The following is a 12,304-nucleotide window of genomic DNA, read 5'->3' as shown; positions in this document are numbered from 1 at the left end:
GGCGCACCGGCGTACACAGGGGCGTGCCGGGAAGCCCTCCGCCCCGGCGCGTCAGGTCGTCGTCACACCGCGACCGCCTGGCGCGTGAGGGTCAGGCGGGCGTTGTCGAGCGTGGCGTCCATGCGCGCCGACTGGCCCTTGGTGAACATGAACATCGCGGCGTCGTCGGTGTAGTCCATGTAGTTCATGAACATGTCGCCGTCGGGCCCGTTGCTGCACGTCACATGGGGGAAGGCGGGCCTGCCGGTGTTCGCCCCGGCCTGGTTGGGAGTGTCCGCGACGAAGTCGCTGCCGCTGCACCCCTCGTCGTCGTCGCCCCAGATGTGCCGCAGGTTCAGCCAGTGCCCGATCTCGTGCACGGCCGTGCGACCGCCGTCGAAGGGCGCCGTCGCGGTACCGGTGGTCCCGAGGGCGGTGTGGGTGACGACCACGCCGTCCGTGGAGGCCGCGCCGCCCGGGAACTGGGCGTAACCCAGCAGCCCGCGGCGCAACTGGCAGACCCAGAGGTTCAGGTAGATGTCCGCGGGCCAGGCGTCCTGGCCCCCGCTCAGGCTGAACTTGACCAGGTCGTCGGTGTCCCAGTCGTCGACCGCGCTCTCGGTGCGTGTGATGCCGTCCGTGGGGCGGCCCAGCGGGTCGGTGCGGGCGAGGTGGAACTGCAGGCGGGCGTCGGCCACCAGGTCCTGCCAGACCGCGGGCACCTGGCTCACGTCCGGGTTGCTCGCGCGGAAGTCCCGGTTGAGCACGTCGATCTGACTGTGGATCTGGGCGTCGCTCACATTCTGCTCGGGGGAGCTGTGCACGACGTGCACGACGACGGGGATGTCGATCAGGCCCTGCCGGGCGGTGACCTGATCCATCGACTCGTAGGCGAACGCGGTGTTCTCGATCAGGGCCCGGTTCTCGGCGTACTCCGGGTTCAGGGTGAGGAGTCTGCGGTGGACCTCCATGGCGCCGCACCAGCGGCTGTAGTCGGGCGAAGTGGCGCGAAGGAATGCCTGCGCATCGGACATGGCGTGTCCCTCGGGGGAGCTGGGGTGCCGCGCACGCGGCTGCGGACCTGCGCGTCTCACACGCGCCGCGAGGGCCGGGCGACGCCGGGCGGAGCGGTCGGTTGCCCGTTCCCTGCGAACCCATACACTGATAATTCTAGTCACTTCGGTGTAAGAGCGGCACGGTGAATGCCGTCGGGCGAGCGAGGGGGGCCGTGTCATGCGAGAGCCCTCACCGGACCTGTTCCGCTCCTGGTTCCACTCCTATGAGGAGGACCACGAGGACGTGCGGGTCTACCGGCCGGAGGACTTCCCCTTCCCGCCCGCGCGGGGGCGCCGGGGCATGGAGTTCGTCTCGGACGGCACCGTCGTCGACCATCCGCTGGGCCGCGGTGACGCCCCGGGCGCCGTGCCCGGTCGCTGGCGCCTGGTGTCGGACCGTCACCTCGTCCTGACCTTCGGGGGCGCGCGTCCGGACCGGGAGCTGGAGATCGTGCGCTGCGACGATCAGGTGCTCCAGGTGCGTCGGCTGGTGTAATGCCTGCTCGCGGGCCGTTGCCCTCGCAAGTTGAAGGCGTAAACGTACAGTCGAGCCGTCAAGTGCGTTCCTCTCCGCGCGACTTGTCACCCTGCTCCGAGCGGCGGAGACTGGAACCGATGACGTGGAGCCCACCGACACTCCGACTCCGCGCCACCCCGACGAGCACGAACGAAGGGGTGAACCGGTGGAGAACGAACTGCACGTCCTCCTCACCGAAGAGGACGCGGAAGCCGAACGCGTCGCGGAGCTGACCGGCTATCTCCGTGAGGAACTGCTCGATCTCGACGTGGACGACGTCACCGCCCTGCCCGGCGGGGAGGTCCCGCCCGGAGCGCGGGCCGTGGACGTCACCCAGATCGGTGCCCTGCTGGTGACCCTGGGCAGTTCGGCGACCGCCCTGAACCAGGTGGTCACCGTGATCCGGTCGTGGATGGGCCGGCGCCACGACACCCGCCAGACCGTGCACCTGCGGATGGGGGACGACGTCCTGGAGGTGTCCGAGGCGACCGACGACCAGGTCGCCCAGGCATTCGAGATCTTCGTCGCGCGTCATTCCCCGGCCGGAGCCGAGCCATGACCGACACCCGACACGCGCTGATCATCGCCAACGACCGGTACGCCGACCAGGGGCTCAAGAAGCTCAGGGCGCCCGCCCAGGACGCCGCGGCCCTCGAGCGGGTGCTGCACGACCCGCAGATCGGCGACTTCGAGGTCGAGGTCGTGCACAACGCCTCGGCCGACGTCATGCGCCGGCGCATCCAGGGCTTCTTCAACGACCGCCGCCGCGCCGACACCCTCCTGCTGCACTTCTCCTGCCACGGCCTCAAGAGCGAGTCCGGCGAACTGTACTTCGCGGCGAGCGACACCGAACCCCCGCTGCTGGCGGCCACCGCTGTCCCCTCCCAGTTCGTCCGTGGCTGCATGTCCGCCACCCGGGCGGGCCGCAGCGTCCTGTTCCTCGACTGCTGCTACGGCGGCGCCTTCTCCCGGGGCTCGGCCTCCGTGCGTGCCACCGGAGAGGTCAACGTCCTCGAGTCGTTCGCCAAGGACGAGCCGGTCAGCGGGCGGGGCTGGGCCGTCATCACCGCGTCCGACTCCATGGAGTACTCCTTCGAGGGCAACGAACTCGCCGAGAACTCCGCCGCCCGGCCTTCGGTGTTCACGCACGCGGTGGTCGAAGGCCTGGAGACCGGCGAGGCCGACCTCGATGCGGACGGGAACGTCTCCCTCGACGACCTGTACGAGTACGTCTACCGACACGTACGGGACCAGAACCCCCATCAGACGCCGAAGAAGTCGGCGGAGCTGCAAGGGGAGCTGCACCTGGCGCACAGTCGGCGCGGCCGCATCAAGATCGTCACCATCCCCTCGCCGGCCACCCTGCAGACCGCCCTGGCCAGCGACGAGGTCCTCACCCGGCAGGGCGCCGTACTGGAGCTGCGCAAACGGCTGCGGCACACGGAGCTGTCCGTGGCGGAAGGCGCGCGCAGGCACTTGGAGGACGTCGCGCGCAACGACATCCAGCAGATCGCCGATCTGGCGTCCGAGGCTCTGAGCGAGATCCGCCTGGCCCCGTCCCCGGACCACCTGGACTTCGGCCTGGTGCCGAGGGGCGCGCCCCCTGAGAAGCGGTCCGTGACCCTGTACGGCCCACCGCTCGCCCGTCACTGCGTGGCTCAGCCCCACCAGTCGTGGATCAGGGTCGATCCGACCCGTGACGGTCTGGAGATCCGGGTCGAGACGGCCGCGGAGGGGCGCCTGTCCGGCGACGTCGTCCTGAAGGGGGTGGCCGACGAGGCAGTGATCCACGTCGAGGCGGAGGTGGCACCGGCACCGGCTCCCGGCCGCGACGTGCCCGAACCCGGGCAACCCAGCCCCTCCGGCGGCTCCGGCGGCTCCGGCGGCTCCGGTGGCTCCGGTGGCTCTCCGGGGCCGGCGCCCGGACCGGCCGACAAGCGGGACACCGTGATCATCGAGCCTCCCCGCGTTCCGCCCCAGCCCCAGAGGCCGCCCCCGGCCGCCGCACACCGGCCACAGCCCCGGAAACCGTCCCCGCCCCCTGCGCACCAGGAGAAGAAGGACCGGCCATCCCCGATCCGGCGCGCTCCCGCCCTGGCCGCTGCCGCCCTGGCCCTCGCCGTCACGGCGGTCGCCACGCTCGTCCTGTCCCTCCAGAGGACGGTGGTGGCCCTCGTGGAGCGGGGCGACGCAGGGGTGAACGGGAACGTCGAGGACAACCTCCGCGAGCAGGGAGCGCTCACCCCGCTCATCGTATGTCTGATCACCGGCGCGGCGGCGCTGGCCGTCGGCGCGTTCGCCCGCCACGATCTGGGCGCCCGGGACGAGCACTACACGAAGCAGGCGGTGAGCGGTACGCACACGCTGACCGCCGTCGCGAAGGGCATGGCGATCCCGGTGCTGATCCTGGCCGTCCTCGCGGGCATCACCTACCTGATGGGCAGCGGCAAATGGTGACCAACCGCCGCAGCAGCACGCCCGGTTCGGTGTTCCGAGCCACCTGCCGGGCGTGACGCACACGGAAGGGCCCGTCGGTTCCCCTGTGACCGACGGGCCCTTTCGCGCGGTGGGGATCAGACCTTGAGGGGCTCGCCCTCACCGTCGCGCGCCGACGCTCCTGCGACCGCCTGCGGCGTCTCGTCGTGCGTGAGGTCCGGCAGCCGGTGCAGCCACTTCGGCAGGTACCAGTTGCGCTCGCCGAGCAGCGCCATCACGGCCGGCAGCAGCACGCCCCGGATGATCGTCGCGTCGATGAGCACCGCGGCCGCCAGGCCGACGCCCATCTGCTTCATGGACTGCATGGACAGCGTCCCGAAGATCGCGAACACGGCGACCATGATGACCGCGGCGCTGGTGACCACCCCCGCCGTGGTGACCACGCCGTGCCGGATCGCGTCCTTCGTCGTCAGGCCCCGCAGCCGCGCCTCACGGATCCGGGAGACCACGAACACGTGGTAGTCCATCGACAGGCCGAACAGGATCACGAAGAGGAACAGCGGCAGCCAGGTGATGATCGCGCCGACGCCCTCCGCGCCCACCAGGGACGCGCCCCAGCCGTGCTGGAAGACGGCGACGAGAATGCCGTACGCGGCGCCCACCGACAGCAGGTTCAGCACGATCGAGGTGACCGCGATGGTCAGGGAGCGGAACGACAGCAGCATCAGCGCGAAGGCGAAGACCACGACGAACGCGAACACCGGGACCACGGCGCCGGCCAACTGGTCGTTGAAGTCCTGGGAGCCGGCCACCTGCCCGGTGATCGGCGCCTCCACCCCGTCGACCTTGCCCAGCGTGGCCGGCCGCACCTCGTCGCGCAGCTTGTCCAGGCTCGCGCCCGCCTTGTCCAGGTCGGAGCCGCCGATCAGCGGGACGTAGACGAAGGCGACGTTCTGCGCGTCGTGCAGCTTGATCTCCACCGGGCCGCGCGAGGCACCCGAACTGATCGCCCGGTCACGGAAGTCGGCGAGCGCGGACTTCACCTCCGGCGCGTTGATGTCACGCGCCCTGACGATCACCTCGGCGGGCTCGGAACCCCCGGGGAAGGCGTCGTTGAGCCGGTTGTACGTCTGCACGATCGGCAGCGAGTCGCCGAACTCCTGGTCCAGGGTCAGTTGCTGGGTCTTCATGCCGAGCGCGGGGGCCGTGATGGCCAGCAGCGCACCGGCCGCCACGACCACGGCGACCACCGGCTTGGCGAGGACCCGCCGCAGCACCGCCGTCCAGAACCGGCTGTCCTGACCGCCGCTGCCGCCGCCCCGCCTGCGCCGCCGCAGGAACGGAATGCGGCCCTTCTCGACGCGCCCGCCCAGCAGCGACAGCAGCGCGGGCAGCACGGTCACGGACCCCACCATCGCCACGGCCACCACCATCAGCGAGGCCAGGCCCATCGCCTCGAACTCGGCGAGACCCGTGAAGAGCATGCCCGCCATGGCCACGCACACCGTGACACCCGAGACCACGATCGCCCGGCCACTGGTCGCCGCGGCGATCCGCAGGGCCGTCTGCGCGTCCCGTCCGGCCTCGCGCTCCTCGCGCTCGCGGCGCAGGTAGAACAGGCAGTAGTCGACACCGACCGCCATGCCGACCAGCAGCATCACGGAGTTGGCCGTCTCACTCATCGGCTGGAAGTGGCTGACGACGCCCATCAGACCCATGGTCGCCATGATCGCGGTGATCGCCAGCGCCACCGGCAGCAGCGCCGCGACCAGCGCGCCGAACGCGATGAGCAGGATGCCGAACGCCACGGGCACCGCGGAGTACTCGGCCTTCTTGAAGTCGTCGCCGAACGCGTCGTCGAACGTCTTCATCATGCTGGCGCCGCCGATCTCCTCGATCCGCAGCGCCTCGTGGTCCTGCTGGACGCCCTCGACGGCCTTCAGCACCGGCTCGATCCGCTCGCCTGCGGTGTCCGGCTCACCGCGCACGTCGAACTGCACGAGCGCGCTGCGGCCGTCCTTCGAGATCGTCTTCGTGTCGTACGGCGAGGTCACCTCGCTGACCCGGCCGGTCCCCTCGACCGCTCGCACGACGGCCTCGACGGCGTCCCGGAACTTTCCGTCCGTCGCCTTGAGATCACCGCCCCTGGCCTGGATGAGCACCGTCTCACTGGCCGGCTCGTCGATCCCGGCGTCCTCGATGATCCGCGCGGCGGTGTGCGTCTCGCCCTTCAGCTGGTCGCTGTCCTTGACGTCGACCCGGCCCGCCGCCGAACCGAGCCCCATCGCCAGGACGACGAACAGCACCCAGATACCGACGGCAGCCCATCGGTGCCGGGCGCTCCAGCCGCCGGCCCGGGCGGCGAGACCCCGCACCCGTATGTCTCCGTTCCCCATGACGGGCTTGCCCCCTCGTGATGCGGCGACGGCCCCTGCCGCCCCCTTCCGCTTCGAAGGTATGGGCCGGATAAAGCCATCTCGTCGTGCTGTCCGGTGAAGTGATGGGGCCGGAACTCATCCCCATGGAGCGACGCCTCTCCCCACTGGGGAGGACTCCGCGGGATGTGGCCCCTTACACCTATCGCCCGACATTTCGGGCTCCCTGGGTGTGTGGATCCTGAGCAGACGGTTGTGCCCCGCAACGACCGGTGAGTAATTTACGGGGCCGGGCAGCTGTCCGGAGCGGCCGTCGTGCCCACCCCCACGGGGCACGACGGCCGCCTTATCGTGTGCGGATGACCACGACATACGCGGCCCTGCTGCGCGGCATCAACGTGGGCGGCAGCAGGAAGATCCCCATGGCCGACCTGCGCACGCTCCTGACGGACCTCGGCCACGACGACGTCCGCACCTATCTGCAGAGCGGCCAGGCCGTGTTCTCCTCCGGCCGCGGCGGCGAGGACGCGCTGGCTGCCGAGATCGCGCAGGCCCTCGAGAAGCGCTTCGGCTTCGGCGTCGACGTGATCGTGCGCGACCACGCCTACCTCAGGGCGATCGCCGACGCCTGCCCCTTCCCGGCCGCCGACCTGGAGCCCAAGCAGCTCCACGTCACCTACTTCTCCGCCCCCGTCACCCCCGACCGTTTCGCGGAGATCGACCAGGACGCCTGCCTCCCCGAGGAGTTCCGCCTCGGCGACCGGGCCCTGTACCTGTACGCCCCGAACGGCCTGGGCCGCTCCAAGCTGGCCGAACTCCTGGCGAAGCCACGCGTCAACAAGGGCGTGATCGCCACGACCCGCAACTGGAACACCGTCGTCAAGCTCGTGGAGATGACGGGTGCCTGACCACAACCCCGCCGTCGAGGCCGCGATGGAGGGCGAACTCGCCCTGCTCACCCCGGAGATCCGCTGCTCGCCCGAGCGGGTCGGGGCGCTGCTCCACCCCGAGTTCCACGAGTTCGGCGCGTCGGGCCGGCACTGGGGCCGGGCCGCCATCATCGCCTCCCTGGCCGCCACCACCGAGCAGGGGGCCCGCCCCGTGGCCGTCTCCGCCCTGCGCGGCGTCCAGCTCGCCCCGGACTGCGTCCACCTCACGTACGACACGGAGTACGACGGCAGCCGCGCACACCGCAGTTCGCTGTGGCGGCGCACGGAGGGCCGCTGGCTGCTCTGGTTCCACCAGGCGACCCCGTTCAGCGAGCGGCTCACCTAGGCCGAACCGGCGCGCCTTCACATGAACACCACCGACGCCCCCTGCGTACCTAGGGACGGACGGCACGAGAACGGAGTCTCGCGAGGAATCGCACGGTCACCGACAGGAGCCCGCAGTCATGAGTGACACGAACCTCGTCTACGCCTACGCGGTCCTGCGCCGCACCCCCGAAGCCGCGGCGGCCGCGGCCCACCTGCGCGGCGTCGCCGGAGAAGCGATCCATCTGGTCGCCCCGGCGGTCACCGGCTCCCAGCTCGCCTTCGCCATCGGCCACGTCCCGCCCGGGGACTACGACGACATCCCCCTCCAGGCCCATCTCCACGACGTGGACTGGCTGGAGTCCACGGTGCGTTCCCACCACGCCGTGGTGGCCGCCCTGGTCGCCTCCGGCGCCCCCGTGCTGCCGCTGCGCCTGGCCACCGTCTACCGCGACGAGGACCGCGCCCGCCAGGCCCTGGACACCCGTCGTGGCTACTTCCTGTCCCTGCTCGACCGCCTCACGGGCCACGTCGAACTCGGCGTCAAGATCTACGCCGCCCCGGACATCACCCCGCCCGACACGGTCACGGAGCCCGCCCCGGACCCGGTCACGGGCCTCGGGGTCGGCCGTGCCTACCAGGTCATCCGCCGCCGCAGACAACGCAGGAACGAGGAGGCCTGGCACACGGTCGTGCAGGCCGCCGCCCGCCTCACCGACACGGCCGGCACGCTCGCCGTGGGCCGCGTCGCCCACACCCCCGAACGTGGCAGCCTGGCGGGCTCGTCCCCCGGCACCAACATCGGCAACGACGCCTACCTCGTCCCGGCCGACCGCGTCCAGGCCTTCCGCACCGGAATCCTCGCGACCGCAGAAGGCGTCCCCGGCCTCCGCGTGGAGATCAGCGGCCCCTGGGCCCCGTACTCCTTCGCCCTCCAGCCGGAACCCCACGAGGAACCGGCCGCGTGAGGCGCACCGCGCCCCGCTGAGTCAGGCGCTCGCCGCCGCGGGCAGTGGCATCCGGGCCGCCTCGTACCGCTCCAGCACCACCCGCGCCACCTCCGGCGCCGCCCCCAGGACGTCCGCCAGCACGTCTGCCTGAGCCGCGCCGCGGGCGATGCGGTCCGGGAGGAAGCCGGGGGCCAGGACGTACGGGGCGACGGCGACCCGGGAGCAGCCGAGAGCGCGCAGTTCGCGGACGGCGTCCTCGGTGCGGGGGAGGGATGCGGAGGCGAACGCAGGCCGCACGGCGCACCAGCCGGTGTGCCGCCACTCCCGCGCGATTTCTGCGATCACTGCGATCGCCTCCGGGTCGGTGGACCCCGCCGAGGCCAGGACGACCCCGGTCGAGGACTTGTCGGCGGGGGTCAGGCCCGCCTCGTACAGGCGCCGTTCCAGCGCCGCCATGAGCAGCGGGGAGGGGCCGAGGACGTCCGCCTGGTGGATGCGCAGCTGCGGCGGCGCGTCGGCGAGGACCGCGGGGATGTCCGCCTTCGCGTGGAACGCCCGGGTGAGGAGGAGGGGCAGGGCGACGACGTCCCGGACGCCCTGCACCGCCAGGGACTCCAGGACCCCCTGCACCGAGGGGACGTTGAAGTCCAGGAAGCCCGTCTCCACCCGTACGTCGGGGCGCGTCGCGCGCACCCGGCGTACCAGGGCGTGCACCGTCGCGGCGTGCCGCGGGTCGCGGCTGCCGTGGGCGATGACGAGGAGGACGGGCTTGTTCGTCATGGGAGTCAGTTCTTCACCAGCAGGCCGCGGCTGCGCAGCACCCACCGCTCCAGCGGACTGAAGATCAGCAGGTCGATGGCGATGCCGACGATCAGGATCAGCAGGATGGCCTCGAACACCATGGCCATGTCGCTGGCGTTGCGGCCGTTCTCCAGCAACTGGCCGAGGCCCACGCCCAGGTCGGGGAAGGACGCGATGATCTCGGCGGCCATCAGCGAACGCCAGGAGAAGGCCCAGCCCTGCTTCAGGCCCGCCACGTAGCCGGGCAGGGCGGCGGGCAGGACGATGTGCCAGGTGCCCTTCAGACCCGTCGCGCCGAGCGTGCGGCCCGCCCGCAGGAACAGCGGCGGCACCTGGTCGACGCCGGAGACCAGACCGTTGGCGATCGAGGGGACCGCGCCGAGCAGGATCACCGCGTACATCATCGAGTTGTTCAGGCCCAGCCAGATCACCGCGGGCGGCACCCAGGCGACCGACGGCAGGGACTGCAGGCCCGACAGGATCGGGCCGATCGCCGCGCGGACGAACTTCACCCGGGCCACGATCAGGCCCAGCGGCGTGCCGATCAGCAGGGCGAAGAGGAACCCGAGCAGACCGCGCGAGACGCTGGTCCAGATGTAGCCGAGCAGCTCGCCCTGGAGCCACGCGGTCTGGACGACGTCCCACACCGCGGAGGGCGCGGGCAGCTTGCTCGGGTCGTCGACGACCTTGAACGAGACGAGCGCCTGCCAGACCGCCAGCACCAGGACCACGGCGAGGACCGGCGGCAGGATCTTCTCGGTGAAGGTCTGCCGGAACGGGGTCCGGCCCGTCTGCCGCGTCTCCAACGCGTCGAGGCCCGCCTCCAGCCCGGCGAGATCGTTGCCGTCCTTGGCGACGGTCGTCGAATCAGTGCTGGCCATGACGGCGGATCTCCCCACGCAGTTCTTCGGTGATCTCGACGGACAGCTCCGCCACGGCGGTGTCCTCGATACGGCGCGGATGCGGGATGCCGACGGTCCACTCCCGGGCGATCCGCCCGGGGCGGGACGACAGCAGCACCACACGCTGTGCGAGCCGGACCGCCTCGCGTACGTTGTGCGTGACGAACAGGACGGACACCTGCGTCTCGCGCCAGATGCGGGTCAGCTCGTCGTGCAGCACGTCCCGCGTGATGGCGTCCAGCGCCGCGAACGGCTCGTCCATCAGCAGCAGCTTGCTCTCCTGCGCGAGCGCACGCGCCAGCGCGACCCGCTGACGCATACCGCCCGACAGCTCGTGCACCCGCTTGCCGTGCGCACCCTTCAGCCGGACCAGTTCGAGCAGTTCCCCGGCCCGCTCCCGGCGCTCGGCCTTCGGCACGCCCCGCAGCTTCAGGGCGAGTTCGATGTTCTTGCCCGCGGTCAGCCACGGGAACAGCGCGTGCTCCTGGAACATCAGCGCCGGGCGGCCGTCCGTGGCGATCTCGCCGGCGGAGGGCCGGTCCAGGCCCGCCACCAGGTTGAGCAGGGTGGATTTGCCGCAGCCCGAGGCCCCCAGGAGGGTGACGAACTCTCCGGGCGCGACATCGAGGGTGATGTCGTCCAGGACGAGCTGCTGCCCGGCGGGTCCCGGATACGACTTCGACACGTGCTGGATCCGGGCGGCGTGCGTGAGCGACGCGGTGCCGTCGGCGGCCTTGGCGAGGGTCGTGGCCATGGTCGTCACCTCCTGGGAACTCTTCACAATGCGGCTTCGGTTGCGGGCTTACTTCGCGCCGAGACCGGCGTCGTCGACGGCGGGCTCACCCTCGGACTTGAGGACCTTGTTCAGCGGAACGAGGTCGTAGATGCCCTTCAGGTTCGGCTTGTCCAGCAGTCCCGCCTTGACCGCGTGCTCCGCCTCGGTGTTGAGGGTGGAGGCCAGCGGGTCGTCGGTGAACCGGATCGACTTCCACGCCGGGTCCAGCACGTCGGCCGGCAGCGCCTTGCCGGTTTCCTGCTCCAGCAGCTTGTTCGCCGCTTCCTTCGCCGCGTCCGGGTTGGCGTTGATCCACTTGTTGGTCTCGACCGAGCCCTTGAGCACGGCTTCGACGACCTTCGGGTGCTCCTTGAGGAAGTCCTGCCGCACGATGATGTTCGTGATCACGAACTTCTTGTCCGGCCACAGCGTCGACTCGTCGAGCAGCACCTTGCCGCCCTCGGCGACCAGCTTCGACGCGGTCGGCTCCGGCACCCACGCGCCGTCGATCGACCCGGCCTTGAAGGCGTCCGGGGTGACCTTGTTGTCGCTGCGGACGACCGTGACGTCGCCCTTGCCGCTCTGCGGGTCGACCTTCCAGCCCTGGTCCGCGGCCCAGTTGAGGAACGCCACGTCCTGCGTGTTGCCCAGCTGCGGAGTGGCGATCCGCTTGCCCTTGACGTCCTTCAGCGACTTGACCTTGTCCGGGTTGACCACCAGCTTCACGCCGCCGGACGCCGAACCGCCGATGATGCGCAGGTTCTTGCCCGCGGACTTGGTGTAGCCGTTGATCGCCGGGGACGGGCCGATCCAGCCGATGTCGATGGACTTGGAGTTGAGCGCCTCGATCTCCGAGGGACCGGCGTTGAAGACGGCCGGCTCGACCTTGGTGGCGCCCAGGGCCTTCTGGAAGAAGCCCTTCTGCAGGCCCACCAGCGCGGTGCCGTGCGTGAGGTTGCCGAAGTAGCCGATCTTGACGGTGTCGAGACCCTCGATCTTCTTGGCACCGGCGGCGACCTTGGCGGCGCCGTCGTCCTCGGCCTCGGAGCCGTAGCCGCAGGCGGCCAGCGTGAGCAGGGGAAGTGCGGCGATGACCGCGAAACCGCGGCGAAGAGCGGATGAAGCAGGCACGGGAGGTGGTCCTCTCGCCAGGCCCGGCGGTCACGGTCTTTCAGGTCGTGGCCGGGAGGTCGGCAGGTTTTCGTCTACGGCGGTGGGGGGTGAGGGCGCGCAGGCAGTGCGCGTACGTCAGCGCACACAT

Annotated in this window: 12 protein-coding genes; 6 read left to right on the top strand and 6 right to left on the bottom strand. The window is 70.9% G+C overall.

The features are described 5' to 3' along the window. Positions 1–62: 62 nt before the first annotated feature. On the bottom strand, positions 63–1,013 hold the full coding sequence (locus tag ACFZDI_RS30560; protein ID WP_391254851.1) for a M43 family zinc metalloprotease: 951 nt from the start codon (positions 1,011–1,013) through the stop codon (positions 63–65). Between the two features lie 199 nt (positions 1,014–1,212). On the opposite strand from ACFZDI_RS30560, the gene ACFZDI_RS30555 reads away from it, so the two are divergent. The 3 genes from ACFZDI_RS30555 to ACFZDI_RS30545 all read left to right on the top strand — a co-directional run bounded on the left by ACFZDI_RS30555 (position 1,213) and on the right by ACFZDI_RS30545 (position 4,008). Then, positions 1,213–1,530, top strand: a complete 318-nt coding sequence (locus tag ACFZDI_RS30555) for a hypothetical protein (RefSeq protein WP_391254849.1) — start codon at positions 1,213–1,215, stop codon at positions 1,528–1,530. Between the two features lie 187 nt (positions 1,531–1,717). Further along, positions 1,718–2,110 carry a hypothetical protein gene (locus ACFZDI_RS30550; RefSeq protein ID WP_234846417.1) on the top strand — a complete coding sequence of 131 codons (393 nt, stop codon included), beginning with the start codon at positions 1,718–1,720 and terminating at the stop codon, positions 2,108–2,110. Further along, entirely contained in the window at positions 2,107–4,008 is a 1,902-nt protein-coding gene (locus ACFZDI_RS30545; protein ID WP_391254846.1) for a caspase family protein, read from the top strand. The genes ACFZDI_RS30550 and ACFZDI_RS30545 overlap by 4 nt, the downstream gene beginning before the upstream one ends. A 116-nt stretch (positions 4,009–4,124) precedes the next feature. On the opposite strand, the gene ACFZDI_RS30540 is transcribed toward ACFZDI_RS30545, so the two are convergent. Continuing rightward, positions 4,125–6,383 carry an MMPL family transporter gene (locus ACFZDI_RS30540; RefSeq protein ID WP_391254844.1) on the bottom strand — a complete coding sequence of 753 codons (2,259 nt, stop codon included), beginning with the start codon at positions 6,381–6,383 and terminating at the stop codon, positions 4,125–4,127. A 338-nt stretch (positions 6,384–6,721) separates the two neighbouring features. Between ACFZDI_RS30540 and ACFZDI_RS30535 the strand changes: the two genes are divergently transcribed. From ACFZDI_RS30535 to ACFZDI_RS30525, 3 genes are all read left to right on the top strand, one after another. Next, positions 6,722–7,270 (top strand): DUF1697 domain-containing protein, encoded by a 549-nt coding sequence (locus ACFZDI_RS30535; protein ID WP_234846414.1) that lies wholly within the window; start codon positions 6,722–6,724, stop codon positions 7,268–7,270. Then, complete coding sequence (locus tag ACFZDI_RS30530) at positions 7,263–7,637, top strand: DUF4440 domain-containing protein (protein ID WP_234846413.1); 375 nt, start codon at positions 7,263–7,265, stop codon at positions 7,635–7,637. Before ACFZDI_RS30535 ends, ACFZDI_RS30530 begins: the two co-directional genes overlap by 8 nt. Positions 7,638–7,755: 118 nt before the next feature. Then, the gene (locus ACFZDI_RS30525; protein ID WP_234846412.1) at positions 7,756–8,583 is read left to right on the top strand and encodes a GvpL/GvpF family gas vesicle protein; all 828 of its coding nucleotides are present in this window, start codon (positions 7,756–7,758) and stop codon (positions 8,581–8,583) included. Between the two features lie 21 nt (positions 8,584–8,604). Here the strand turns inward: ACFZDI_RS30525 and ACFZDI_RS30520 are convergent, their stop codons facing one another. From ACFZDI_RS30520 to ACFZDI_RS30505, 4 genes are read right to left on the bottom strand one after another with little or no spacing between them, the layout of a single operon-like run. Then, the gene (locus ACFZDI_RS30520) at positions 8,605–9,345 is read right to left on the bottom strand and encodes a sirohydrochlorin chelatase (protein ID WP_234846411.1); all 741 of its coding nucleotides are present in this window, start codon (positions 9,343–9,345) and stop codon (positions 8,605–8,607) included. Positions 9,346–9,350: 5 nt separating this feature from the next. Then, positions 9,351–10,247, bottom strand: coding sequence for an ABC transporter permease (locus tag ACFZDI_RS30515; protein ID WP_234846410.1), 897 nt, complete (start codon positions 10,245–10,247; stop codon positions 9,351–9,353). Then, positions 10,234–11,022 (bottom strand): ABC transporter ATP-binding protein, encoded by a 789-nt coding sequence (locus ACFZDI_RS30510; RefSeq protein ID WP_234846409.1) that lies wholly within the window; start codon positions 11,020–11,022, stop codon positions 10,234–10,236. Before ACFZDI_RS30510 ends, ACFZDI_RS30515 begins: the two co-directional genes overlap by 14 nt. A 48-nt stretch (positions 11,023–11,070) precedes the next feature. Continuing rightward, positions 11,071–12,174: an aliphatic sulfonate ABC transporter substrate-binding protein gene (locus ACFZDI_RS30505; protein WP_391254838.1), complete on the bottom strand. Its 1,104-nt coding sequence runs from the start codon at positions 12,172–12,174 to the stop codon at positions 11,071–11,073. Positions 12,175–12,304: the final 130 nt, after the last annotated feature.

Origin of the sequence: Streptomyces sp. NPDC007907, from assembly GCF_042959365.1 — a bacterium.
GTDB lineage: Bacteria > Actinomycetota > Actinomycetes > Streptomycetales > Streptomycetaceae > Streptomyces > Streptomyces indiaensis.
This window is presented reverse-complemented; position numbering and strand designations above follow the sequence as displayed.